The sequence below is a fragment of the Bacillus sp. 3G2 genome, from assembly GCF_044324725.1.
Classification (GTDB): Bacteria; Bacillota; Bacilli; order Bacillales; family Bacillaceae_G; genus Bacillus_A; species Bacillus_A mobilis.
Map to the genome: position 1 here is coordinate 3,003,422 of NZ_CP172246.1, position 25,739 is coordinate 3,029,160.

The 25,739-nt window shown below is 32.8% G+C and carries 22 protein-coding genes and 3 pseudogenes; 4 read left to right on the forward strand and 21 right to left on the reverse strand.

Going from position 1 to position 25,739, the window contains the following annotated elements; genetic code table 11:
- Window positions 1-24 precede the first annotated feature (24 nt).
- The 14 genes from ACHZK0_RS15415 to ACHZK0_RS15480 form a co-directional block, all read right to left on the reverse strand.
- Entirely contained in the window at window positions 25-1,272 is a 1,248-nt protein-coding gene (locus ACHZK0_RS15415) for a DUF1015 domain-containing protein (RefSeq protein WP_270606471.1), read from the reverse strand.
- 13 nt (window positions 1,273-1,285) lie between these two features.
- Window positions 1,286-2,458, reverse strand: coding sequence for a 3-phosphoglycerate dehydrogenase family protein (locus ACHZK0_RS15420; RefSeq protein WP_262741230.1), 1,173 nt, complete (start codon window positions 2,456-2,458; stop codon window positions 1,286-1,288).
- 12 nt (window positions 2,459-2,470) lie between these two features.
- Window positions 2,471-3,553: a 3-phosphoserine/phosphohydroxythreonine transaminase gene (serC, locus tag ACHZK0_RS15425; protein ID WP_063261413.1), complete on the reverse strand. Its 1,083-nt coding sequence runs from the start codon at window positions 3,551-3,553 to the stop codon at window positions 2,471-2,473.
- A gap of 210 nt (window positions 3,554-3,763) precedes the next feature.
- Window positions 3,764-3,955: a DUF378 domain-containing protein gene (locus ACHZK0_RS15430; protein WP_000670802.1), complete on the reverse strand. Its 192-nt coding sequence runs from the start codon at window positions 3,953-3,955 to the stop codon at window positions 3,764-3,766.
- An 89-nt stretch (window positions 3,956-4,044) separates the two neighbouring features.
- Window positions 4,045-5,112, reverse strand: a complete 1,068-nt coding sequence (locus ACHZK0_RS15435; RefSeq protein WP_395760606.1) for a glycoside hydrolase family 113 — start codon at window positions 5,110-5,112, stop codon at window positions 4,045-4,047.
- 737 nt (window positions 5,113-5,849) lie between these two features.
- Window positions 5,850-6,671 carry a peptidoglycan-N-acetylglucosamine deacetylase gene (locus tag ACHZK0_RS15440; RefSeq protein WP_395760607.1) on the reverse strand — a complete coding sequence of 274 codons (822 nt, stop codon included), beginning with the start codon at window positions 6,669-6,671 and terminating at the stop codon, window positions 5,850-5,852.
- 348 nt (window positions 6,672-7,019) lie between these two features.
- Entirely contained in the window at window positions 7,020-7,928 is a 909-nt protein-coding gene (locus ACHZK0_RS15445; RefSeq protein ID WP_341519402.1) for a DMT family transporter, read from the reverse strand.
- 323 nt (window positions 7,929-8,251) lie between these two features.
- Window positions 8,252-9,427, reverse strand: coding sequence for an MFS transporter (locus ACHZK0_RS15450; RefSeq protein ID WP_395760608.1), 1,176 nt, complete (start codon window positions 9,425-9,427; stop codon window positions 8,252-8,254).
- A gap of 383 nt (window positions 9,428-9,810) precedes the next feature.
- On the reverse strand, window positions 9,811-11,124 hold the full coding sequence (locus ACHZK0_RS15455; RefSeq protein ID WP_395760609.1) for a D-alanyl-D-alanine carboxypeptidase family protein: 1,314 nt from the start codon (window positions 11,122-11,124) through the stop codon (window positions 9,811-9,813).
- A 95-nt stretch (window positions 11,125-11,219) separates the two neighbouring features.
- Window positions 11,220-11,354, reverse strand: coding sequence for a polysaccharide deacetylase family protein (locus ACHZK0_RS15460; protein ID WP_167496993.1), 135 nt, complete (start codon window positions 11,352-11,354; stop codon window positions 11,220-11,222).
- A 100-nt stretch (window positions 11,355-11,454) separates the two neighbouring features.
- Entirely contained in the window at window positions 11,455-11,958 is a 504-nt protein-coding gene (locus ACHZK0_RS15465; RefSeq protein ID WP_341519399.1) for a DUF3902 family protein, read from the reverse strand.
- A 48-nt stretch (window positions 11,959-12,006) separates the two neighbouring features.
- Complete coding sequence (locus tag ACHZK0_RS15470) at window positions 12,007-12,327, reverse strand: ArsR/SmtB family transcription factor (protein ID WP_395760610.1); 321 nt, start codon at window positions 12,325-12,327, stop codon at window positions 12,007-12,009.
- 266 nt (window positions 12,328-12,593) lie between these two features.
- Window positions 12,594-12,824: a hypothetical protein gene (locus ACHZK0_RS15475; RefSeq protein WP_395760611.1), complete on the reverse strand. Its 231-nt coding sequence runs from the start codon at window positions 12,822-12,824 to the stop codon at window positions 12,594-12,596.
- A gap of 402 nt (window positions 12,825-13,226) precedes the next feature.
- A complete protein-coding gene (locus tag ACHZK0_RS15480) occupies window positions 13,227-15,392 on the reverse strand; it encodes a peptidoglycan D,D-transpeptidase FtsI family protein (RefSeq protein ID WP_395760612.1) in 2,166 nt (721 codons plus the stop codon).
- A 501-nt stretch (window positions 15,393-15,893) separates the two neighbouring features.
- Between ACHZK0_RS15480 and ACHZK0_RS15485 the strand changes: the two genes are divergently transcribed.
- Window positions 15,894-17,252 (forward strand): PLP-dependent aminotransferase family protein, encoded by a 1,359-nt coding sequence (locus ACHZK0_RS15485; RefSeq protein WP_395760613.1) that lies wholly within the window; start codon window positions 15,894-15,896, stop codon window positions 17,250-17,252.
- 119 nt (window positions 17,253-17,371) lie between these two features.
- A pseudogene (locus tag ACHZK0_RS15490) lies at window positions 17,372-17,550 on the forward strand (alpha/beta hydrolase); the annotation flags it as partial.
- Between the two features lie 199 nt (window positions 17,551-17,749).
- Here ACHZK0_RS15490 and ACHZK0_RS15495 read toward each other — a convergent pair.
- Both ACHZK0_RS15495 and ACHZK0_RS15500 read right to left on the reverse strand, forming a co-directional pair.
- On the reverse strand, window positions 17,750-18,193 hold the full coding sequence (locus ACHZK0_RS15495) for a GNAT family N-acetyltransferase (protein ID WP_053512695.1): 444 nt from the start codon (window positions 18,191-18,193) through the stop codon (window positions 17,750-17,752).
- A 50-nt stretch (window positions 18,194-18,243) separates the two neighbouring features.
- Window positions 18,244-18,696 carry a MarR family winged helix-turn-helix transcriptional regulator gene (locus ACHZK0_RS15500; protein WP_395760614.1) on the reverse strand — a complete coding sequence of 151 codons (453 nt, stop codon included), beginning with the start codon at window positions 18,694-18,696 and terminating at the stop codon, window positions 18,244-18,246.
- Between the two features lie 167 nt (window positions 18,697-18,863).
- Here ACHZK0_RS15500 and ACHZK0_RS15505 point away from each other — a divergent pair, with 167 nt between their 5' ends.
- The gene (locus ACHZK0_RS15505) at window positions 18,864-19,448 is read left to right on the forward strand and encodes a YczE/YyaS/YitT family protein (protein ID WP_395761727.1); all 585 of its coding nucleotides are present in this window, start codon (window positions 18,864-18,866) and stop codon (window positions 19,446-19,448) included.
- A gap of 210 nt (window positions 19,449-19,658) precedes the next feature.
- Here ACHZK0_RS15505 and ACHZK0_RS15510 read toward each other — a convergent pair.
- The 4 genes and pseudogenes from ACHZK0_RS15510 to ACHZK0_RS15525 form a co-directional block, all read right to left on the reverse strand.
- A pseudogene (locus tag ACHZK0_RS15510) lies at window positions 19,659-20,026 on the reverse strand (nitrilase-related carbon-nitrogen hydrolase); the annotation flags it as partial.
- Between the two features lie 205 nt (window positions 20,027-20,231).
- Window positions 20,232-21,503, reverse strand: a complete 1,272-nt coding sequence (locus ACHZK0_RS15515; RefSeq protein ID WP_341519392.1) for a tripartite tricarboxylate transporter TctB family protein — start codon at window positions 21,501-21,503, stop codon at window positions 20,232-20,234.
- Window positions 21,504-22,238: 735 nt separating this feature from the next.
- On the reverse strand, window positions 22,239-22,490 hold the full coding sequence (locus ACHZK0_RS15520) for a cupin domain-containing protein (RefSeq protein ID WP_395760615.1): 252 nt from the start codon (window positions 22,488-22,490) through the stop codon (window positions 22,239-22,241).
- 280 nt (window positions 22,491-22,770) lie between these two features.
- On the reverse strand, window positions 22,771-23,598 hold the full coding sequence (locus ACHZK0_RS15525; protein ID WP_395760616.1) for a helix-turn-helix transcriptional regulator: 828 nt from the start codon (window positions 23,596-23,598) through the stop codon (window positions 22,771-22,773).
- 654 nt (window positions 23,599-24,252) lie between these two features.
- Here ACHZK0_RS15525 and ACHZK0_RS15530 point away from each other — a divergent pair.
- Window positions 24,253-24,669: a VOC family protein gene (locus tag ACHZK0_RS15530; protein ID WP_395760617.1), complete on the forward strand. Its 417-nt coding sequence runs from the start codon at window positions 24,253-24,255 to the stop codon at window positions 24,667-24,669.
- A gap of 22 nt (window positions 24,670-24,691) precedes the next feature.
- On the opposite strand, the pseudogene ACHZK0_RS15535 reads toward ACHZK0_RS15530, so the two are convergent.
- Window positions 24,692-25,283, reverse strand: a pseudogene (locus ACHZK0_RS15535) (WXG100 family type VII secretion target); the annotation flags it as partial.
- Window positions 25,284-25,739 lie beyond the last annotated feature (456 nt).

The following is a 25,739-nucleotide window of genomic DNA, read 5'->3' on the forward strand; positions in this document are numbered from 1 at the left end:
GTTTTTCAATCTAAAGAAGTCTATTTATTTTAATGAATGTACAAACAACCCGCTGCGCAGTTTCGGTTCAAACCACGTTGATTTTGGCGGCATAACTTCTCCAGCGTCTGCGATTGCTAGCAAAGCTTCCATTGATGTCGGATATAATGCGAATGCTGCTTTATATTCACCGCTCTTTACAAGGCGTTCTAGTTCCTCTAATCCGCGGATTCCTCCGACAAAATCGATGCGTGAATCAGATCGTGGGTCGTGTATTTCAAGTACTTGGCTTAATAAATGATCTTGCAGAATAGATACATCTAAACCTTTAACGAGATCATTCGCATCAAACGTTTCCTCTTTCACTGTAAGCTTATACCACTTCTCATTTACATACATTCCAAAAGTTTTTGGCTCATTTGGTTTATACGGTGAAAATGATGCTTCTTCTACATAAAAGTATTGCGTGATTTGTTTTAAAAACTGTTCTTCTGATAAGCCGTTTAAATCTCTTACAACTCGGTTATAGTCCCAAATGGATAATTCATCATGAGGGAATAAAACAGATAGGAAGAAATTAAACTCTTCTTCTCCTGTGTAATTCGGATATTGTTCTCTTCGCATTAGCCCTACTTTCGCCGCTGATGCTGAGCGGTGATGCCCATCTGCAATGTACAGATTAGGAATATCTTCAAATAAGTTTACTAAACTTGCAACTACTTCTTCATCAGCTATTTTCCACGCAACATGCCTAACGCCGTCTTCTGCTGTAAATGTATAGATTGGCGCATGTTCTTCTTTCCAGCTGGAAATGAAACGCTTTATCTCTTCTTTTGTACGATACGTTAAAAAGATAGGACCTGTATTTGCATCACACACATCTACATGGCGAATACGATCTAGTTCTTTTTCATGACGCGTTCTTTCATGTTTTTTAATTGTATCATCTTCATACTCATCAATAGATGTACAAACGACAAGGCCTGACTGCGTTCTTCCTTGCATCGTCAGTTCATAAATGTATAGCGCTGGCTCTTCGTCTTGAATGAATACTTCTTCTTGTATAAGTCGATTTAAATTTTCACCTGCTTTTTCATATACGCGATCATCGTACGGTGAAAGTGCCAGGTCTAAATCAATTTCTGCTTTATCAACGTGTAAGAAAGAATACGGATTCCCTTTTACAACCTCTCTTGCTTCTTCACTATTTAATACGTCATACGGTAAAGCTGCAACTTCCGCTGCTTTTTCTTCTACTGGACGAATGGCCCGAAACGGTCGGATTTTTGCCAAGTTCCTCTCTCCTTTACACAATCATTCGAACGGCTACAACACCTGTAATTTTGCTTATATTTTCCACTATATTCTCTTTTATTATATCATCAATTCCGTTATCAATATCAATCATTGTATACGCCCAAGAATGTTTACTACGATTAATCATATCGGCAATATTAATATGATGCTCTGCTAAACATCCAGTAATTTGTCCTACCATGTTCGGAACGTTTTGATGCATAATCGTAATTCGTTTCTTTCCGATATACGGTAATTCTACGTTTGGATAGTTGACTGAATTACGAATATTTCCTGTCTCTAAATATTCACGTAATTGGCGCGCTGCCATAATCGCACAATTTTCTTCCGATTCAGAGGTAGATGCACCAAGGTGAGGCGTCGCTGTTACATTTTTCATCTTTATCACATTTTCATTCGGGAAGTCTGTTACGTAGTGCGCAATAACCTCTTCTTCTAACGCTTTTTGAAGAACCTTTTCATCTACAAGTTCTCCTCTAGAGAAATTGAATAAACGCATACCTTTTTTCATCTTTTCTACAGCGTGTTCACCAATAATCCCCTTCGTTTGATTCGTAAGTGGAATATGAAGGGTAATATAATCACACGTTGCGAAAATTTCATCTAAACTAAATGCTCTTTGCACATGTGTAGAAAGGCGCCATGCCGTTTCAACTGAAATGTAAGGATCATATCCGACAACGTCCATTCCTAAAGCTAACGCATCGTTCGCAACTAAAGCACCGATTGCGCCAAGGCCGATAACCCCTAGACGCTTCCCTGCAATTTCTGATCCGACAAATTGTTTTTTTCCTGATTCAACAAGCTGCGGTACTTCTTCACCTTCTAAATTTTTCGTCCAGCTTACTCCGTTAATAATGTTACGTGAAGACATAATAAGGCTGGCGATAATAAGTTCCTTTACTGCATTGGCATTCGCTCCTGGTGTATTAAATACTACAATCCCTTTTTCCGTACATCGCTCAACAGGAATATTATTTACACCTGCACCAGCTCTTGCAATCGCCTTTAAGTCTTTTGAAAAATCTTCTTGATGTAAAGAATAGCTGCGAAGTAAAATACCGTCTGGGTGGTCCATTCTATCCCCTACTTCATAATGATCTCCGCTAAGTACTTGCAAACCTTTTTCCGCAATTTGATTTAACGTTTGAACACGAAACATATCCCCATCTCCCTATCTATTCTCAAGCTCAAATTCCTTCATATAATTTACTAATTGCTGTACGCCATGTACTGGCATCGCATTGTAAATACTAGCGCGCATACCCCCGACTGAGCGATGTCCTTTTAACGTAACAAGGCCGCGTTCTTTCGCTTTTTGTAAAAACTCATTGTTCAGCTCTTCTGATGGTGTTGTAAACGGAATGTTCATAAGTGATCGATACGCAAGATCAACTGGTGAAGTAAACAATTTTGATTCATCTAAGAAATTGTAAAGAAGTGAAGATTTCATTCTATTCTGTTCTTCAATCGCAGATACCCCGCCTTGCTCCTTCAACCACTCTAGTACAAGTTTCGTTACGTAAATACTAAAGGTTGGCGGTGTATTATATAAGGAGTTATTTTTGCTGTAAGTTTCATAGTTTAACATCGTAGGACAAGAGCGATCTGCTCCCCCAATTAAATCTCTTTTTATAATAGCAATCGTTAAGCCCGCTGGCCCTAAATTCTTTTGCGCTCCCGCATATATAAGACCAAACTTCGTAACATCGTATTGTTCTGATAAAATATTTGAGGACATATCCGCAACGAGCGGTACTTTATCTAAATGTGGAATGTCCACATATTTCGTACCCTCAATTGTATTGTTCGTCGTAATATGTACATAATCTAGTTTTTCATCATTTCGTAAACCATCCAGTTTAGGAATTGTAGTAAATTTCGCTTGTTCAGAAGAAGCAATCACTTGTACTTCTCCTACTTTTTCAGCTTCTTGCATCGCCTTTTTAGACCATGAGCCAGTCAATACGTACCCTGCTTTTTTATACGTATTCATTAAGTTTAACGGTATCATAGAGAATTGTAATGACGCACCGCCTTGTAAAAACAGTACTTCATACTCATCAGGAATGCTCATTAATTCACGAAGCAAGTTACTCGCTTCATCTATAATACTTTGAAAATAAGAAGATCGATGACTCATTTCCATAATAGACATGCCTGTCCCGTTATAATTTACAAGCTCCTTTTGCACTTTCTCTAAAACTGGCAAAGGGAGTATTGATGGTCCAGCTGAAAAATTATATACTCTCTCCATCACCCTAATAACCTCCCTATTTCTCATTTTATTATTTTTTAAACTTTCTGAATTATAACCTAAAATATAATATATGGTCAATTTGTTTTCTATTATTACGGCGCAAGACGCAATGGAATCGCTTGCATGTGCAAACTATTTTTTATAAACATACAAAAAAGTGTTAAGTACATAATCGTACTTAACACTTTAATAGTAAAAGAATGATAGCTAATTGTTCGTAAAGAACCGATCAAAAATTTGATAAATAGCAGAAAGACCAAAGAGCCAATAAATAGTGTCCACAAGCGCCGGCATTGAACCAAACCATTTCTCAACTACATTGTAATCTAACGCTACAAATAACCAATTCAAACCGCCAAGAATCACCAAAATTACTGTAAGGTAAGACAAAAATTTCATTATGATTGCCCCCTAGGTGATAAGATGGTGAAAGGCCTTTCACTAGAAATATATGTGGTAAAATTCAAAACTTACCTATTTAATTAAAATTATTTTCGGTACCAGCCATGTATAATTGTTTCTGCTTCTTTACTATGGATTTGGTACGCATGCGTACTATTATGAGAGCCAATAAACCAAATAGAAAAACCTTTAAAATACGGTTTCGTTTCTAACACTTCTCGGTAAGCACGCCACCCGTTTCGTTGTACATCTTTTGAAAACACATTTGTTACATCTGGATTCCACGGATTTTGTAATCCAAGTTCACGCGCCGGAACGTTAAATCCACCAAAATAAACCGGCTTTCCTGTTGCTTTATGTAATTGTTCCAATTGCTGCACAACATTTTGCCCACGATTATACACTGTCGTCGCAAATAAATTTTTCTTTACTTCTTCATATGTTGGATTTCTTTTCCCTGAAACTTCGAACCAACTATCGATACTTACAATATCCACCTTTTTTAAATATGGACGATTGATTTTCTCTTTAAACTTCGCTTCATACGAAAGATCCCAACTTGCTGTTAACCACCAATTCATTTGATACAAAACATTTCCTTTATACTGCTTACGAACAAAATCAATCGTATCGCTCCAGTATCCCTCTGCATATTCCATATTCACGAAATTAGAGGCAATCTTGACTCCATACACATTGTATTTACTTGTAATCGAATGAAAGATGTCTTGTAGAATAACCGTTTTCCAATTCCAGAAGAAATCATTAATATTACTAGGATTCCATTCCGTTTCCCCAACATTTCCTTGCTGAATATACGGGAACGGTTCCACTATAACTTGAATATTACGCTTTAATAATTCTTGAATTAAAATAATAGCCTTTTTCTTTTGCGCTTGATTAATTACCATATTAGTAGAAGTAACATTCGGAATATCAACTTGAATCGGTACATTTACTGTATTTAAATTAAAGCGATTCACATCTGCTAATACTTTCGATACATTTCCAACTTCCCATACCGTTACGTTTCCTGACTTTATTTTTCCAGATTGAACAGTATTCACATCTGCCTGTACATTCCCTTGGAAACAAAATGAAAACAACATCATACACACTCCTAAAAAACTTACTAAACTCTTATTTCTCTTCACAACTTCCCTCCTATTATTTTTGACATACTTGCTTATTCTATACAACGTTTCACATATATTCCATACAAAAAAGGGTGGAATTTTCATCCAAAAAAATGCTATTCATCCTTTATTCACACCTTATTCATACTAACCTCCTAAAAATAGTAAGGTAAATAAAAAAGGAGCGTATTTCCGCTCCTTTTTCGCCCTGATACGATTGAAATTATTGTATTCCTTCTAACGACCTAATTAAATTATATTTTTCGTATAAATAAATTTTTATACTCATAAATGTATCAAAACATTTTTATCCAAATTCATTTTTGTTTGTATTACATTTACTTCATTATCTATCTTTTCAGTTAAGAATTCCTTTTTTCTCCTTTCAAAAATTACACCATCATACAAATAAATTCTTAACTGTGTACAAAGTAATAATTACTTCATGAACATTATACCTATAATTAATTCTTTTAGTTAAAAAATAAAGAAGGGAGAGAGATACGTATATTATCCAAGTGTTCATTAAATCGGGATTTAACGAACACTTCAGGGGATGTGAGTTAAACTCCCCTCCTATCTTAATGTGCTATTGTCCAAAGACATGAAAGTATTAACTTCAATTTCTAACGAAAAATAGCACAATAAAAAGAGCGTGTTTTCATCTATTTATCTAAACACGCTCTTACTAATATATAAACCCTATATAAATTGCCAATTTCATTCTGAGTTTCTTTTAACTAATACATATCTTTTTATATACGATTATCATGCCAGAAGTTTATTGGAAAATGATTATTCTCATCATAAGCTTCAAATTCATACCCTTTTTCTTTTAACCCTTTTATAATTGCTGGAACTGCCGCAACAGATTGTGGATGAATATCATGCATTAAAACAATTTCTTTTGAAGACGTCGCACCTGCTAAGACATTTTGAACAATCTTTGCAGCTGCTACATCAACGGGTAATTTATTGTATTTCCAATCTAAAGAATCAATTGTCCAATCCCATACTTTTAAATCATTTCCGATCACTTGATTTCGAAGTGATTCATTTAAGCCAGGCATTGATCCATATGGTGGCCGTGTTAATTTCGGTGAGTTTCCAATAACATGTCTAATTAAAGATTGGTCCTCTTTCATTTCTTTAACATATTCTTGATTGATGTATAGATTTTTAAAATCATGTGTCATACTATGCATGCCCACATAATGGTTTTCTACATGCTCTCGTTTCACTAAATTTGGGAACCTTTTCACATTGTTACCAATTAAAAAGAATGTTGCTTTCACATTATTTCTCTTTAATACATCTAATAGATTAGATGTATATTTTCCTGGTCCATCATCAAAAGTTAAATATACAACTTTTCTTTCTTTGCCATCAAAACGATTAGGTATTGATTTTTTTAATTCATTTTTAGGTAGACTGCTCACTTGTTGAACGCTGTTTCCTTCTGCCGCATTTACTAGCTTAGGATTCGTAATAGATTGAAACATGTAATAACCTATCGCTACTACTATAATAGCTAGTAATACACTTATAACTCTCTTTTTCTTAAGCCTAATTTTCATACATTATTTCTTCTTTCTATCCTATTATTCCACTTCATGTTGTTTAGTTTTACCATGATTAACAAATTGAAAGTGTAAGTTTTTTCTGGATATTATAAAAGCTGTACTATCCTCAATCACTTTTTGTATTTAGTAGTACCTTTACGATTTAGTAGTACCTTTACGATTTAGTACCTCGTAACTTTTAATTTTCTTTTCATAGATAACTAAATATATCTCAAGATTCACCCTATTAAAGAGGAGTGAATATCTAATATTTAATTTGTTTGAATTTCACTTCTAAGACATTGAATTTTTTATTATGTTTCTAACTGAAATAATTAATTAGCTTGGTATAAATTTGACACCCTATTTATGAATTACATGCTTTTCATAGTAAGATTCCTTCTTAGTTGAAGGTTCACTTTTACCCACAATTACACAGATGACAACAATAAAAGCTAAGACAATTGTTAGCCATGTAATTGATTCACCTAAGAATAAAACTGAAAAAATAATCATTAAAAATGGTTGTAAATATTGCAACTGACCAACTTTTGCAATGCCACCTAAAGACATGCCGCCGTACCAAGCGATATATGCTAAAAATTGACTTATGATAGCTAAGTAGAATAAGCTAATCCAGGCCTCTATAGGCGCTTGAAGCATATCACTGGATATGCTTAGTCCAACAGGAATTATAAAGAAAGGAGCACCGATTAAATTCGCCCATGCGATTACTTTCCAACTTCCAAGATCCTTTGAAAGTTTGCCTCCTTCTGCATAGCTTAAACCGAGAATTAATACAGCTGCAATTAATGCTATATCACCCATCTGTAATTGGCCTAATCCAAGATACCCAGCATAAAGAAAAACAGTTATTGTACTAATGATACTTGCAATCCAATAACGCTTGGAAAGTTGCTCTCCCCCCCTCCACGTCGCAAAGCCAGCTGTTGCAAGTGGTAATAATGCCACCTCAATGGCTCCGTGTGATACAGGCAGCGATTTCATTGCGTAGGTTGATAATAATGGAAAAGCAAGTACAGCACCAATAGCAACAATCCATAGGCTTTTCATTTGGTCTTTATTTGGTATTTTTTCTTGGTTTTTAATAAAAATAATACCTACTATTATTGCTGCAATGACAACTCTACCTAACCCAACAATTGCCTCGCCAAAGTAGGGTACGGCCGTTCTTGTTGCTGGGAGTGTAAGACTAAAACAAATAACACCAATACAACCAAGTAACATTCCTTTTCTTATGTTGTTTTTCATTCGATCCTCCTTTTATAGATACATAAATGTAATTTGTAGTTAAACTGGGTAAGCTAATACATTATGATTCTAACTGATATCGATCGTTTTCCATACCATTGAATTTCACACCTGTCATGGTACAGATTTCAAAGGAAACATATAACGATACAATATAGAATTAGTACCAAGTCCTTTTTAATTAATATGACTTCATAAAACGTTACAAATTACAAAGAAAAATAGCAACTAAGATAGTCACTATTTTTCTTTGTAAAGTTTAATGTAGTTGTATTAGAAGACGAACTGATTTTTTCTAGAATTTAAATAAAGTTATATAATCTTTATAAACTGACTGGTTTTTTCCAAAATATTGTTAGAATGGTTCCACATATTATTACTATTGTTGCGAAATAATATGGAAAATTTATATTTATATCAAATAAAGTGCCACCTACAATTGGTCCCCCAATATTTCCTATACTGGTGAACATTGAGTTCATCCCACCGACAAATCCTTGTTGATTACCTGCAATTTTTGATAAATAAGTTGTGACGGATGGACGTATAAAATCGAATCCTACAAATAACAATAATGAGGTTAACAAAATTGTTGCATATGAATTCGCAACCGTCATTAGAAATATAAATATAGCTGCCAGTGCCAAAGAGTAACGAATAAGAGCAATTTCTCCTATTTTTTTGGTAAAATGTTCAAAAAGGAATATTTTACCAATCATCCCAATAATTGAACTAACTGATACGACACTAGCAATCTCTTTTGGTGAAAAATTGAATTTATGGTTAACGTATAAAGACAATATAGACTCAAACGAAGTTAAGCCGAAAGAGGAAATGAAAATGATTAAAAAAGCTATTATATACATAGGTTGAAAAACCTGCTTGAAATATTCATTCCCTTTTATCTCCATTTCTTTTTGCTCATTTTTTTCTTCGAATTCATTAGGTTCTTTCAATAATAAAAAAGAAAAAACTACTGAAAAAGCTCCAAATAGGGCTGCTATAAAAAAAGGCATTCGCATATTGATGTCAGCCAAAAAACCACCGATTCCTGGTCCAATAAGAAATCCAGTATTAATAGCTGCCGACATATAGCCCATTGCCTTTGGTCGCTTATTTTCAGACGTGACATCTGTTATAAACGCTGTAACGGCAGGGAAAATGAATGCGTTACTGAACCCTCCAAGTATTCGTGAAACAAATAATACATATACATTTTTTCCAAGTCCAAATAATAATTCAGAAACAGCGAATATTAGTAATCCTAACATAATTGTCGGCTTACGACCGTATTGATCCACCCATTTTCCTGAAAAAGGCGACGTAATAAATTGCGTGATCGCATATACAGCCACTAAATAACCAGCTGTTGAACCACTGATATCAAGTTCATTTATTAACCTTGGGAGGACAGGAATCACTAACCCAAGCCCTAAAGAAACCATAAACAGGTTTCCAAGCAAAATATTTAAGGTGAGTTTTTTATTCTGTTCAAGCATTCTTTTAACCTCCAATTAAAAAGCTCTCGTCTCTAATAAATAAGAGACGAGAGCTTAGTTTCCCGCGTTACAACTCTAGTGCTCACATATTGTGACCACTTTCTATCAGTAACATGTTTCTCCCTAATGTTTCCTACTAATTTCAGAAAAATTCTCTAAAGTACATTTCATCGATTTTCTTTAGCAATTGGCTTACTTCATTCTTAATTCACTGTCTATTACTTAATCAACTTCTCTATTCTTCACTTAACTCATACATAACTATATAAGTTATTACGCCAAATGTTTAATCACTTCTTCTGAATTAGCTTTCATTCATAAAAGAATCTATCCTACTATAAAACCTTTTCTTTTCTGCTAATATTTATTCTTATCCTATAAAGCTATCCTTTTACTATATCAACCGCACTATTCCACATACCGCTAAAGAAAGATCCTATTGCCCGCATAGAGCGTATAAACCAATTTGCTTGTTCTACTTCATATTTTGTTACAAGGTCTACTTGTAATGATTTGCCTGATAAGAACCCAGGATCTGTACTATCTTGAGGCGATATATTCATTTGACTAATTGTTACACCTCTTTTAATAGGTGCTTGTTGTTCTTCATTCAATACTTTAAATTCTTTTTTATAAACGTCTTTGTTGCCTTTTTGCACTGGAAGTGAAACAGCTTGCTTTGCTTGAACAAATACATCTTTGTCTTTTGCATTTCCTATTCTCACTGTTTCATGCCCTTGTATCACTGAGTCTTTTTCATAAACCTTCTTGACTTCAAAATTCGCAAACCCATAATCATATAATTTCTTTGTTTCATCAAAACGTGCTGTATGAGAGTTTGTTTTTATCACTACAGAGATTAAACGCATGCCGTTTCTTTCTACTGTACCGGTGAAACAATCGCCGGCTTCTAAAGTAGTTCCTGTTTTCAAGCCATCTACACCTTCGTATTGCTTAATTAAACCTTTTAACATCCAGTTAAAGTTCACCATTTCAATTGGATACTTGCCGCCCTTCTGAAATGTTTTTTTGGGGATTTTTGCTGTATCTAATATATTTGGGAAATCTCGAATGAGACGTTGTGCTAAAATCGCACAATCTCTTGCAGACATTTTATTATTGTCTTCTGGAGTTGTCCCTTCGGGGTAGTGTCCTTTTAAATCGTAGTTTGTTAAGCCTGTAGAGTTTACAAATTTATAATTTTTCATACCAAACTCTTTCGACTTAGCATTCATCATTTTTACGAAATCGACTTCTTTTCCAGCAATCGCTTCAGCTAAAGCAATTGTTGCACCGTTTGCTGAGTAAATCACCATTGCCTCATATAACTCATATACCGTATAAGAGCCACCATTTTCTAATGGAACATTTGATAATGAGCGATCTTGGGAAATTTTATGTGCATATTCAGAAATTCTAACTTTTTGATTCCACTTAAGTTTTCCTTTATCCACCGCTTCATGAACTAAATACTCACTCATCATTTTTGTCATACTAGCAATTGCTAATGATTCATCTGCATTCTTTTGATATAAAATTTTCCCGGAATGTGCTTCTACTAAAATGGCTGATCCTGCTTTTACGTCTATAGCAGGCGATGTCTCCGCTGATGCACTACCTGACGTAACAACCATGCTACAAAATAATGTAAGCACTGTTATTATTACAATAAATCTCTTGCAAAACCTAGCGTTCACTTCTATTACCTCCAATATCTTTATGCTCAATGAGTGCTTTCATATAGAGCATCTTATTCCATCCCTTATAAGTTTTGTTAGTGCGCTATATGTTCTTACTTTACGGAATAAGAGAACTTTTTCAGATTATCTCCAATGAAAAAGAATGTGGCTTCCACATTCTTTTTCTTAAATATATCTAATAAGTAGGCTGCACATTTCCCTAATCCAGCATCAATGGTTAAATACACAATTCATCTACCTATTGTATTTCTTTAATTTTCTTGTTTAGTTTTTACCATCCTATTAGATAATAGATTTTTTTAACAAACTCATTTTACGTTTGTAAATTTAATTCCCTGCACTACTGTTTATTCCGTTTCCAATAATAGTTATAACTACTGGATATAATACTGGTCCTAAAGTAAGGAAAATATTTAAAAGTATAATAAATTTATATAGCAAGCTATAATTTTCATTATTACAATTCAAAAGTGTTAGGGTACCTAATGTAAATATAGTAATTAGATGTAATAATAAAATTATTATCCAATAAAACATCATTATATTAAGATCCCATTTTCCTAATAGCTGGTATGATATACCGATTACTATTCCTAATACTGAAGCATTGAAAGAAATAAACAAAATTCTTTTTAATATTTTAGGAAATGTTTTGTAATAAACTGTTTTATTATATAGATCATTTAAAATGGCCAAAGATAGATATGCCAGTAATACCCCTATCCAACTTAAGATCCAATCTTGCTCTCCTTTTAAATTAAATAGAAGAAAAATCATCCCTCCTACTGCAAAAATAAAGGAGATAATAATTTTATTTAGAGCTGATTTCATGATGTCTTCACTTCCTTAAACAATTTTTACTATATTAAAATTTTTGTATTACAAGAATTTACGAATGAAGCGATCTAACTGTTTAATTACTTTTTCATTTCTTCGATAATAAGACCACTTTCCCACAATTTTATTCTCTAGAAGGCCACACTTTTGCAGCGATGATAAATGTCGAGAAGTTGTTGATTGAACCCAACCTATCTTATCTTGTATATCCCCTGCACAAACTCCTCCTGGAAATTCTTCTCCTTTTTGATTAGGAAATTGAGGAGGGAAGTTTTTTTCTGGATCTTTTAACAGTTGTACTATCCTTAAGCGATTTTTGTTTGATAGTGCCTTGAATATATCTGTAAGTTGTTCATCATTCATTACTTGTTAGTCCCTCCATAACTTTCAATTTTCTTTTCATGAATAACTAGATACACCTTAAGATCCCACGTATTAAGGGTGGAGTGAACTTGTAACATTCATTTTTTTGTATTTCATTTTCCTCAATTGAATTTTTTATAATACTTATAACTGAAATATTTAATTAGCTTTTTATAAACTTGTTACCTGATTTATAAGTATATGCTTTTTATAGTACGCTTTCTTCTTAACGTAGAACCATTCTTACCAACTATTGCAATGCCACCTTATGATACAGGTAACGATTTCATAGTGTAGGTTGATAATAGTGGAAAGGCTAGTACAGTTCGAATCGCAATAATCAATGGCCTTTTCGTGGGTATTATTACTACAATGCCCGTTCTACTTAATCCAGCAACTGTCGCACCAAAGTAAGGTACGGCTTTTCTAGTAACAGGTAGTGTTAAACGAAAACAAATAACATCAAGTAACATTCCTGTTCTTATATTGTTTTTCAATCACACCTCCTTCTATAGATACAAAAATGTACTTTATATTTAAACTGAATAAGCTAATTAATTATGATTCTAACTGATATCAAACTTTATCTATAGGACAGATTTTTGCATCTGTCATGGTACAGAATTCATGTAAGATGTAAAACTGTACAATTTAGAATAATTAAAATGACAAATAATAGATAAGTAATTTTGGGTAATGAACATCATGATATTCCTTTGAATTGATTTGATTTCATTTCATTAGACGTTACAAAATAAAAAAAGGAGAAATAGTAACAATGATAGTTGCTATTTCTCCTTTTAATTTTTAATGTTTTTTATTTAGTTTAGAAGAACTTTATATAAACAGAGTCTCTCTAACCCTGGTAAAGGATATCTTTTTACAAGAAAACTATAATTTTACTGATTTTTATTTGGTGATTCTATGCTAGGCGCACCACCATTTATACGCTGTTTTTTCAAGTCAAAGTATGCGTCTATAACTTCCTTTCCAATCATAGAATTGATTCCTTTATTATCATGTTTTAGCCACGGGACTACTACTGAAAATGATATTTCCGGATTATCATTTGGAGCATATCCAACTAATGTTAAGTTGTAACACTCTATCCGTTCTCCCTTTTCATTTCTCCCAATTGGGTCATCTCCACCATAAACCGTTTGGGCTGTCCCTGTCTTCCCAGCTGGCTTGTATGGATCATTTTTGAAGTACTTTACACCCGTTCCATCCCCTTCTTGAAATCCCCATCTAAAGCCTTCCTTTACTCGATCAATATATTCAGTCTTCATATCTATTCGATTTAATACCACTGGTTCTATAGAACGTATAACTTTAGCAACCTCTTCTTGTTTTATTGGTTGTTCTTGTATTTCTTTTACAATTTGAGGTTGCATTCGAAATCCACCATTTGCAATAGTTGAAACATATTGTGCCAATTGTAATGGTGTATAGGTATCATACTGTCCAATGGCGAAATCGAGTAGAAATCCAGGTTGACTATCTACTTTCCTAGTTTGTCCTGTAATTTCATTCGGTAAATCAATCCCTGTCTGAACTCCTAAACCAAATTGTTTAAAGTAATAACGCATTGTATCAAATGCTTCTTGTTTAATAGATAACGAGCCATTTGGTACATAATTAACTCCTGCTATTTTCAAAGCTGTATGGAACATATAGACATTTGAAGATACTTGTAAAGCTCTCAATTCATTAATACTACCAAATCCAGATACATTCCAAGATTTCTTAACTCGTGTACCTTTAAACTTCATAGGCGCATCATAAAATTGCGTTCCTGGTTGAATAGCACCTGTCTGGTATCCGGTTAATACCGTAGCTCCTTTTACAGAGGATCCTAATTCATATGAAGTCGTCATGTTACCTAATGCTAAATCCTGAAGTTCTATATTCCCATCTTTTTGTACAATCTTTTTACCCGCCATAGATAAAAGTTGTCCATTATTCGGATTCATCATGACAACAAAAGCTCGATCCATTAATGGTTCTGAAGTTTTAAATGCTCTCAAATGTTTTTCTATAATTTCTTCTACTTTCTTTTGTAATTCCATATCTATTGTTAGTGTTAAACTATTGCCACTTTTCCCTTTAGAAACCTTCTCCGTGTTTATGATGTTACCTGATTTATTCGTAATATATTTAACTTCTTCTTTTGTACCATGTAGTACATCTTCATATTTTTGTTCAATATAACTTTTCCCTACACGCTCATTTCGGTTATATCCGCGTACTAAATATGAGTCTAAATTTTCTTTTGGTAAACCTTCTTCGCTACTTGTAATATTTCCTAATACAGAGCGGAACAATTCCCCATTCACATAATTACGTTCCCAATCAACTGTTGCATCTACCCCTGGATATTCAGCGAGATGTTCACTTATCCTTGCATATTCTTCATCTGTCGCATCTTTTTTCACAATTTGAGGTGTTAATTGATAACCTGAGCTCATTCTACTTTTAATAGCTAATACCTTTAAATCTTGTGCTGTTAGCTCTGCCAATTCTTCCTCTGTTATACGACTTCGCCTTAAGTCTTCTATTTTTTTATCTAGCTCTTTCCCTTCAATTCCTTTTTCTTTATATTTTTCTATGTCTTTTTTTGTGACCAGTGATTCCGCGTGTTTCTTATTTAATTGCATCCAAAAATCCTTTTTATCCGTCTCAGTTAACTTACTTAGATCTTTATCAGGTATTTCAAGTACTTTTGCAAGGTTATTTGCTACTTTGAAAATATCATCACTCGTTACACTCTTTAACCTTGTATACGTAATCGTGCGAATAAAACGATTATTTACAACAGCGTTTCCTTCTCGATCTAGAATATGTCCACGTGGGACTGGAATACTCGTTGTCGCATTCTCATTTTTCTCCACTTGATTCTTATAGGTCTCACCATCAATAATTTGCACCTTTCCCAGTTGAATAATAATAGCTGAAAATAGTAAAAATACGAAAAGAAACATTATATTTAATCGGATAGATATACGTCTATTCTGTTTATTATTTTTTATTTTCTTCTCTTGTTTCTTTCCTTGCTGTTTCTTCATAACTCCTCCATTTAATACTGTTGACATTGCATGTTAACTACTGAGTGACTAAAACAATTGGTAACAAATGTTCAATCAGAAAAAATTCTCACATTTGTAATTCATACACCATAAATTCTACTTGGATTGGTTATCAAATTTATTTCATATGTTGAACTAAAACAGTTGAACGATTAAATGATTTATATGTTATATATTAGCTTGTAACATCAATCACTTTTACACCATAGTCCGCCTCTTATCCATTTTGTTTCTTTCTCAATATTTTCAACATAACTTTTCTTTTTTACTATAATTCTTGGTAGGTTTGAATGTTTTGATGATTTAAAAGTAACAACATAGAATTTTAATGTTCATCCCCCCTTCACAAATACATGAATGTACATCATAATTATCATTAAACTGTTTAAGCTAATTAAATATGATTATAATTGTTAATAATTTTTTTCTATATAGTAGAATTTCATGTCTGTCGTGGTACAGATTACAGGGAGAATTTATATGATTTCAAAATATAGAGGTATTTTAGTATGGTTGAAACAACAAATAGAAGATAAGCATTTTAAAGCTGGAGATAAATTACCTTCTATCCGAACATTGGCTGATCAATTTCAATGTAGTAAAAATACGGTTGTAAAAGCATTATTAGAATTAGAAAAACAACATATTGTTTATTCCAAACCTAAAAGTGGTTATTACGTCGTTCATACACACATAGTACCTGATGAAACGCATGATGTAGATTTTTTGTCTGTAGGTCCTGATGAACGAACCATGCCGTATGAAGATTTTCAGCATTGTATCAACAAGGCAATCGAGTATTATAAAATACAAATATTCGCTTATAGTGAGCCGCAAGGGTTACTCTCGTTGAGAAAAGAGTTAATAAATTACTTACATCATTCACAAGTGTTTACGAAGCCTGAGCGACTTGTTATTACTTCGGGGTCACAACAAGCGTTAAATATCTTATCAATCATGCCTTTCTTAAACGGAAAGAAAAAAGTATTAATTGAGCAACCTACCTATTATGGTATGATAAATACCTTACAGTTAAATCAAAACGAGATACTAGGAATTGATTTAACAATGGATGGTATTGATTTTGGTAAACTAGAAGCTTTGTTCCAAGACGAAGATATTAAATTCTTTTATACTATGCCAAGATTTCATAATCCACTTGGCCATCATTATACAAATGAAGATAAGAAAAGAATGGTCGCTCTTGCAGAAAAGTATGATGTTTACATTGTAGAAGATGATTATTTGGCTGAATTTGATGAGAATTCAAAAGCAGATCCATTATTTGCATATGAACCTAATGGAAGGGTCATTTATGTTAAAAGTTTTTCGAAGGTCTTTGTACCAGGATTACGGATTGCAACAGTTATACTACCTGAAGCGATGGTTGATTCATTTATAAATTATAAATTTGTTTCTGATTTTAATACATCGACACTCTCACAAGGTGCTTTAGAAATTTATCTAAAAAGTGGCATGTTTCATTATCATGTAGATAATGTTAAAAAATTGTATATTAATAAAATGAATACCTTATTAAATGCTTGTTCTTCTTATTTACCAGATTATATAGAATTTACGAAACCACAAGGTGGTTTGTATCTTACTATTTTCTTACCTTCACATATAAACATGGACAAGTTGATTGATTTGTTAAAAGAAAAACGCATTTATGTAGATAATGCATCTCGAATGTATTTAGAAGGAAGTAAGCAAAAGGCCATTCGGATCAGTATCTCCAAGGTAAATAAAGATAAAATAGAATATGGGATTCGGGAATTAGCAGCTTGTATAGTAGATATGGTAGAAAAGAAAAAAGAGATGATAATATGGAATTAATATTAATACGAAACTCAAAAAGACACCTTATTTCAAGGTGTCTTTTTGAGTTTCGTATTAGGTAGATACTGTTATATATTTACAATTAATTATGGGCCCTTTTGTTTAGTGACAATAAAATAGAAGAAAAAAGAGAAGGTAAGTCTGTTGTGGCAAAAGTTTCTCTTTAGGTTCCCAAGTAACCCTTTCAATGTTTAGTAAGAAACAAAATTTAATTGATTTTGCTATGATTAAAAGCGCTTTGGTTAAACCAATTCCTTTTGTAAATATATTAAATAAGATAATGGCATTACCACTAGTAGGAGGAGCGTCAGGAAAATGCGGATTTACAACGTTAAGCTAAATGGAGCATAAAAACCGATTCCTTTACAATATTTAGGAACCGATTTTTAATTTTTTGTGTTAAAATAGCGACCCGTTTGTTTAAGTGTAACTCTTAACAATCTCTTCTACATCTTAAGATAACTCTAACGCCCCCCCAATAATGATCAGTTTTGTTATCTTTGTAAAACCATATCGATGTGAGGGATGTTATCTTCTAAATATGTTTCAGATATGGTTTGAAAACCAAAGGAACTATAGAATTTTCTCAAATAATCTTGGGCTTGAATTTTAACAGTTTTTTCTTTTAATTCATTTTGGATAAAATCTAGCCCCTTTTTTAAAAGTTCCTCTGCAATTCCTTGTCCCCTATATTCCTTCTTTACAAAGACTCTTCCAATGGAAATTTCTTGATAAGAAACACCTGCAGGTACAATCCTTAAATATGCAATGATTTCTCCATTGTTTTCTTTAAAAAGATGATATGAAAAAGGATCTTTACCATCAACTTCTGGGTAAGGGCAATTTTGTTCAACCACAAAAACTAAAGTTCTTTCTTTTAAAAGATTGTATAGTTCAATATTTGTTAACTCGTCAAATTTCTTTAAATTCCAACCCATAAAATTTCACCTCTTGTTTTTTTGTTGCAAATGCAAAAAAATTTATATAATCAATAATTTCTTTTGTTTCCTTTTTTAACAAATTCCCAATCAACTTCTACATTTCCCCTCACCCTTTGAAGAAGGTTAAATAGGGTCTCCATTTCCACTTCTGTAAATCCATTTAATGCAACCATATTAGAATAATCATTTTCTTTTTTTATAAAAGGATAAACATTCTTGCCCTTCTCTGTTGGGAAAAGTTTTTTTATTTTTTTGTTATGTTCATCATCTTTTTTATCGATGAATCCATTTATTTTTAGTTTTTTTATAGCGCGTGCAGCTGTTGTTCGATCTACTTTTATCATCTCCGCTAACTTTTCTTGAATGATTCCCGGGTTTTCACATATTCGTACAAGGTACAAATATTGCCCTTTTGTGAGGTCATATTCTTTAAATTCTATATTACTAATAGAATCTAATGCTCTTGCAATCTTACCAATTTCACGAAGAATCTCTTTCATAATTAACTCCTCAACTGTTTTTTATTGCAAATACAACAAAAAGCTTATATATTAAACATAACTCATTATTGTTGTATTTGCAATAAAAATATAAAGAGGTGAGTAAAGTAAAATATGTTCTTTATGTATTAGGAATTTTAATATTAACCTTTGGTGTTTTTCTCACTATGCAATCAGACCTTGGAACTTCACCTTTTGATGCACTTTTGGTAGGACTATCCAAAAGCGTGGGGCTAACAGTAGGCAGTTGGGAAATCATTCTAGCTTTCATATTGATCGGTTGTAATTCATTTTTAAAAAAACAAAGACCTGAAGTTTTGGGGATATTAACAGCTTTTATAACAGGTATCGGTATCGATATGTGGCTATTCTTATTGAAAAATGTGATATCACCTGAACTATGGTATAGTAAAATTGTTTGTTTTATAATCGGCCTAGTTGTTATAGGATTTGGCACCGCAATTTATTTACACACAAATTTTGCAGCGGTTCCAGTAGACAGATTGACATTAATCATACAAGAATTAACTAGAACAAATATATTTTTATCCAGAACATTTATTTATCTCATATTCTTGATTGTGGCATTTATTTTTAATGGTCCAATTGGCATTGGAACTTTATTAACTGTCTGTTTAGGAGGAATAATACTTAATTACTTTATACCAATCACTAAAAACATAGTAGAACACCTATTAATAGACACTTCCACCTCAAAAATTTATGATAAAGAACAAAACCATCCTACATAGGATGGTTTTGTTCTACTTATTTAATTAACCTGCTCCGTTAATGTAAGTACATTGTTTCACGTATACGATAAAGTAAACAATACTGATATATCAGACTCGAAATTATTTACAATAGGGAGAGCAAGTGAGTATTCAAAATTAGAAGCCATATTACATTTCAAATGTACTATGGCTCTTATTTTTCAGATCAAAAGTAAACAATTTTATTATTCATTCATACCTTTCCCATTTTACGTTCTTTTTTTCTCCTTGTTTACTAAGAGTTGAAATACATCTGGTCTTGAATAATGACCTACTACACCAAAATCAAATTGACTGTATGCTATATCTCGTAAATCAAGATCTGCTATGAGAATATCTTCTTTTCCAAAAACAGGTTCTTTAATATATTCCCCTAAAGGACCAACAATTGCACTCCCCCCAGGACACATCTCATCAGGAGAGGATAGTAAGTCTTCATAACAGGCTAAATCGACAGGATACATATCTTTATTAACATATTGATTACAAGATAAAACGAAGCATCGTCCTTCCGCTGCAATATAGATTTGAACGCCTTTTGCATAAAAACATGTTTTACGATAAAGAAAAAGAATCCATTTTGAAAAAAGATTAATCAAAATAGATTCTCGTGTTAGACATATAAAATTAGTTTTTATACAAGGGTTTAATCTAAGATTCCCAAAAAACTTCTTAAATCAATATTTCATTAAATTTAACGAAGGTTTTTAATTTAAACTTCATTTTAAAGCTATAACTATATTTGTGGCCACCCTTATAGTACTATTCTATTGTAATGCTCCAATCTCCATCTGCTTTTACTCCAAAACTATACATCCCTGAATCTTTGAAAACGTGAGAAGAAGAACCTTCATAAGAACCAATTTTATTGACTAATAAATTCTGATCATTCACTTTAATAATAAAGTTTCTTGAACCTGTATGTTTTAACTTAACAATATGATTTCCACTTGGGATATTAATGAATACTACATCATCACCATGCCCGTTAATTGTCCCTGGAACCGATTCTGATACAAGTGGTGTTTCTTGCGTTATTGCTACATTCCAATCGCCACTCGATTTCACTTCTAAATAATATTCCCCACTAGCCGGAATCGTAGCTGATACCTTCCCTTTATAACTACCTATTGTATTTACTAACAATCCAACATCTTTGCCACTAGAATCTTTTAAATGTATTATAAAGTTTCTTGAACCTGCATTATTAAAATCAAAAAAAGCCAAACCTGACTTTAGATTAACTTTATTTGTGACAGAATCACCAGATCCTTCTAATTTCTGTTTACTATTTTCGTATGATTCTTTTAGCTTTCTATCAGCTTCTTCTTTTGCAACTCTTTTTTCTTCATTCATTCTATTTTCTTCATCTTTAATGAAATTTCCTAAAGAAGCTTCGTCAGTTAACGTTTCAACTTTAATAACCTCTTTTGCATTTAATACCACTACTACAATTTGCCCATCTTTAGTATCAAATGTGTATAATCCAGCTGGATCGTAATTGTTATAGTTTCGAACTTTTAACTTGCTGTCTTCTTTTTTTTCTTCAAATTCCTTTATACTCATACCGATAGTAAACAATGATTTAATTTCTTCCGTGCTATACTGTTTGTGAGTAGGTTCTCTAGATTCTTCTTTTGCATCTACTTTCCCCACATCTACAGCAGGTTTCTTTTGACTTGTAACATTTCCATCGCTACTTTCAACACTTGTACTATATGGAATTACATTGTCTAGTATGGTATATGTGGTAAATGCAATAAGAACCACAATGAAAGTTTTTAATTTTCCGGATTGTTTTTTTACAAATTGTAAAATTAGTTTTACTGTAGTGCATGCTCCAATAATAAACGTTATTGCGGCAAATCCACCTCTTACTCCAACAGAAAATCCAGATATGATTAAAGCAAGACCGAATGATATACCAGCGATTTTCAGCCATATGATAGCTGGTTTTTTTCTTATTTTTTGTATTAGTGAGTATACTAATAAACTGATTGAAGCAAACATTAAAATTGTTATCAAAATGTCCATACTATTAAGTTCTCTCCCTACAATAATTAACTTAGTAAATATTAATACTCCAGTTATTATAATAACCTTATATGATGTAATAAGGAAGTGGTGATATTTTTTTATGAAATACAAATAGGAATTCTATTTAGATAACTATATTTTTAACAATAAAAGAAATAACTGTACAAGAACATGAAAATTGATATTTTTTAGACAAGAAAGTAGATCCTTCATGAATGTCTTTTTACATACAAAGACAAGAAACTCTAAACTTTCATTTTGGGAACTTAATTGGGACAAGAAACTCTAAACTAAAATTCTATAGATTTACAGAACTAAATACATAGTACATAAAAAATAGACAAGATAGATAGGCTAGCCTGCCAGTAATTGATTCTCTTATAAATTTCATAAGTATGACTTTGCTATAAATAAATCGTTGTAGTTACATATATTGAATACGATTTTCAATACAAAATCTATTAATTAAAGAGAACCTCATTTTCGTACAGCTACGTACAACGATTCTTTCTAAAATAAAAATGCATCACTATTTAATAGTGATGTATTTTTATTTTAGATATTAGAATAGGAATACGAGCGAATTAATAAGGAAAAGGTTACTGCATAATATTTCTATAATAGGATATCAATTAAAGATACATGCTTTATTCCATAATAGAGCATTTAAATCCTAACTTCTCAATTGTATCTACACTTTCTTATCTGCCAACGAAACATTAGATACAATTATCAATCCATTTCCCTTTTAGGCTCTACCAACATGATGTGGGATTCCTTTTCAGTGAAGGGTTTATGCTCAACGCCTCTCGGGACAATAAACATCTCGCCCTTAGAAATTTTCACCTTTCCATCACGAAAATCGATGAACATCTCCCCTTCAAGCACAATAAATAGCTTATCCGTATTAGGATGCTCATGCCATATAAAATCTCCATTAGCTTTAAAAAGCTGAATTTGATCATCATTCAGTTCACCAATCACTCGTGGATACCAATAATCGTTAATTTTAGATAATTCGTCATTTAGTTTAATAGGTTCGTAATGGATAATAATCCCTCCTCATTTTTAACTTCCACTATATTACAGTAATCTAAGTAAAAAGTCGTCATTACGCTTAAAAAGAAAATGCTCAGGCCAGAACTTTTCATTCAGATCGTACAAAGGATTGATTTCAATGAAAGTTCTTTCAATCTAATATTTCCTTTAGCTCTCCATAAGTATAGAACAGTGATTTTCAAATAAGAATAGACCCCTGTTGACGTTAGTATGGATTATTGATGAACTTCTCGCGATATTTAGTAGGCGAAATACCAACTCGCTTCTTGAAAACTCTACTAAAATAAAAAGGGTCTGCGATTCCAACAGCCTGCGCAATTTGTTGTACAGGCACACCACTTGTACATAACATTTTTTGAGCCATCTTTATACGATAGTTCAATAAATATTCTGCTGGTCCCATACCTGCATGCTTTCTAAACACGTAAGAAAGACGATTTCGATTAACATTATTTTGTTCTGTAAGCGAATTTATTGTAATATCTTTATAATAGCATTTATGAACGTAACTAGATATTCGTTCGAATAAAGTATGCGACTCATAGCTGTTTTCTCTATTGACAACACTTAATAAAGCTTCATTCAACGCTTCGCGAAACAGCATTTCGGTCTGAAACATTGAAATGCCTCCACGCTGATTATACACATCCCAAAGACGCATAAGTAATTCGACAAGACGAGGAGATTGTCCTGTTAATAATTCAAAATGCTGATGAGTAAAGCCAGAGTCTTCTCGTTCTGAATTGCTTATCCGATATAAAACAAGAATATATTCCCAATTTATTTCACCAAGCATTTTATGGGCTAATGTCATTTTTGCCCCCCCATGTATAACTTTTCCTGGGGAAAGGGTATACGGCGTACCATTAAATTGAAATTGCGTCTTCCCTGTAAGTGGAAATACAAATCCTGGGAAAGAATCTGTAGACTCAGCACAAGGCACACCTGTATTTTTAGCATAACGATATACTCCTTCTACTCGGAAAGGATTATTGGAAAGATACTCTGCTAACTCATTCACGTCCAACTTCACAATGCATGCCTCATTTCAATAATAGTTTTCTTGTAATTCGCGAGATTAATTGGTGTACATTCTGGGCAAAGCTAAACTAAAAATAGTACATACGACTTAACAAGATCTGGTTACTAACCTATAAATATATTGTTTTTCATTTATTTAGTCTACTGTTAAGCAACTTTATTGAAAGTCAAAAATTTAACCTTTTTATATTTTTCATATTTTCAACCTCCATTCTCGATTGAAAATATTCTTGTTCGAGGATAAAAGCCCGCCTAAAATTAGGAGGACTTTTATCTTTCATATAAGTGAATCCGATTTTATGATTTTAAAAATGAATGTCATCTGTTATACCCCTATAACGCTAACTGTTCAGAGCATGCTCTGACATTATTAATATTATTATACTCATGTATATAATGGATATCAATATTATAGTAATAGGTAGATTCCCTCTGCTGTTAAGTAATAATACAATTGTTTAATTACAAATAAAATTGATACATTTACAATAAAGGTATTTAAAAATTCCAGTGATTTTATTCGGTTAAAGGTTCATTTTCTTGAATAATAGAAAGGAATATTCATAAGTAAATTGAAGTTTATTCAGAAGCTGTTATCTAGTATAGCATCGGGACGTACTACTCAACATTAAGGAGGAAATCGATTATGAGTGACACACAGATATTACGAGGATTAACCACAGTCAGTTTTTGGACGGATGATCTAGCAGCGGCAAAGAAGTGGTACGCCGAGCTGTTGGGCATCAAACCTTACTTCGAACGTCCAGGATATACCGAGTTTCGTCTTGGCGATTACCAACACGAGCTGGGGCTGATTGATAGCCGCTATGCGCCCAATGGTTCAGCGACAGGACCGGCCGGTGCTGTAGTGTACTGGCACGTCGATAATGTAGCAGCAACTTTCAACTATCTGCTATCTATGGGAGCGAAAGAATACGAGGCACCCACAGAGCGCGGCGAGGGGTTTATTACTGCTTCTGTGGTCGATCCCTTTGGGAACATCTTAGGGATTATGTACAATCAGCATTATTTAGAGGTTCTGGGTTCGACTAGAAAAACGTAATTTTACAGTTCACCAAGGCTTGGTAAGCTGCATAATGTTCTCTGCTTTCCAGATCTCCATTCCAAAAATTATTCATAAATGTATCTGATAGAGTGTTCCATGCAGGAGGAATAGTCTCACTATAGTTTACAATCATATCTTGCATATTTAACCAAGTTTCTTTATCTCCTAAAGTCACGAATCCTTCCCATGCATCTACAACACCATCTATAAATCCAGCAGAAATAACAGTCGACGCAGCATTTAAATCCTTTTTATTAAAAAATGACTCTTCTGAGTTTGGAGGGAGCTTTCCAAACATGGCTCCTTCTTGAATATCAGAGTCAACTAAATTACCAGCATACAATTCATCCGCATCTCGAAATTTAACCGCTGCACGTTCTAATTCTACTGCGATTTTATCTAATTCTTACAAAATGTTAAACATCTTTGGCTTTGCTTCATTAAACATCTGATAGAAACGATCACTGCTTGCTCCGCTCCACTGAGAAGCTATATACTCAATTTGAAAGTATAAATCTTTATGTATATATTCTATATGATGATCTCGTATTTCTTACGGTTTTAACAGCTTGTTCTAATTGTTCCGGTGTTACCTTTATTTGTGTGCTCATTCCATCCCTTCTTTGCATATATATTATGAAAATTATAACATATCATTATTTCATTAATGGTTATCATTTGAAAATATCCGTTCCTAAAAGTAAAAGTATATCCCATCATAAAAACAGCTCCAATTCCTCATTAGAAAAATGAACTGACTTCGTAAATAACCCACAACTTTAAAAATAACCCCGTTTGTCATAAAAGACATCACGTTTTTATACTGATAGTATTATAAAATAAGCGGTTTATTAATTTTGCAATGAAATTGATTTTATAGGCCCCTCTCTTTGTCAATAATTTATCTATTCAATACAATTATACATTTAAATATTAAATTAACAAAAACAACAAATTTCCGAAAAATATATTTCTTTCATTAATAATATAATTTTTGGTATTCGATTGATGGTCGTAAGAAAAACATAATAGGATAACGCCACATGCTCGTCAAGCGAAGTTAAAAT

Bases quoted from the DNA above. Each gene is read 5' to 3' on its own strand.
- ACHZK0_RS15420 (WP_262741230.1), bottom strand. From the start codon at position 2,458: ATGTTTCGTGTTCAAACGTTAAATCAAATTGCGGAAAAAGGTTTGCAA.
- serC (WP_063261413.1), bottom strand. From the start codon at position 3,553: ATGGAGAGAGTATATAATTTTTCAGCTGGACCATCAATACTCCCTTTG.
- ACHZK0_RS15430 (WP_000670802.1), bottom strand. From the start codon at position 3,955: ATGAAATTTTTGTCTTACCTTACAGTAATTTTGGTGATTCTTGGCGGT.
- ACHZK0_RS15440 (WP_395760607.1), bottom strand. From the start codon at position 6,671: ATGAAAATTAGGCTTAAGAAAAAGAGAGTTATAAGTGTATTACTAGCT.
- ACHZK0_RS15445 (WP_341519402.1), bottom strand. From the start codon at position 7,928: ATGAAAAACAACATAAGAAAAGGAATGTTACTTGGTTGTATTGGTGTT.
- ACHZK0_RS15450 (WP_395760608.1), bottom strand. From the start codon at position 9,427: ATGCTTGAACAGAATAAAAAACTCACCTTAAATATTTTGCTTGGAAAC.
- ACHZK0_RS15465 (WP_341519399.1), bottom strand. From the start codon at position 11,958: ATGAAATCAGCTCTAAATAAAATTATTATCTCCTTTATTTTTGCAGTA.
- ACHZK0_RS15470 (WP_395760610.1), bottom strand. From the start codon at position 12,327: ATGAATGATGAACAACTTACAGATATATTCAAGGCACTATCAAACAAA.
- ACHZK0_RS15480 (WP_395760612.1), bottom strand. From the start codon at position 15,392: ATGAAGAAACAGCAAGGAAAGAAACAAGAGAAGAAAATAAAAAATAAT.
- ACHZK0_RS15485 (WP_395760613.1), top strand. From the start codon at position 15,894: ATGATTTCAAAATATAGAGGTATTTTAGTATGGTTGAAACAACAAATA.
- ACHZK0_RS15495 (WP_053512695.1), bottom strand. From the start codon at position 18,193: ATGGGTTGGAATTTAAAGAAATTTGACGAGTTAACAAATATTGAACTA.
- ACHZK0_RS15500 (WP_395760614.1), bottom strand. From the start codon at position 18,696: ATGAAAGAGATTCTTCGTGAAATTGGTAAGATTGCAAGAGCATTAGAT.
- ACHZK0_RS15505 (WP_395761727.1), top strand. From the start codon at position 18,864: ATGCAATCAGACCTTGGAACTTCACCTTTTGATGCACTTTTGGTAGGA.
- ACHZK0_RS15515 (WP_341519392.1), bottom strand. From the start codon at position 21,503: ATGGACATTTTGATAACAATTTTAATGTTTGCTTCAATCAGTTTATTA.
- ACHZK0_RS15530 (WP_395760617.1), top strand. From the start codon at position 24,253: ATGAGTGACACACAGATATTACGAGGATTAACCACAGTCAGTTTTTGG.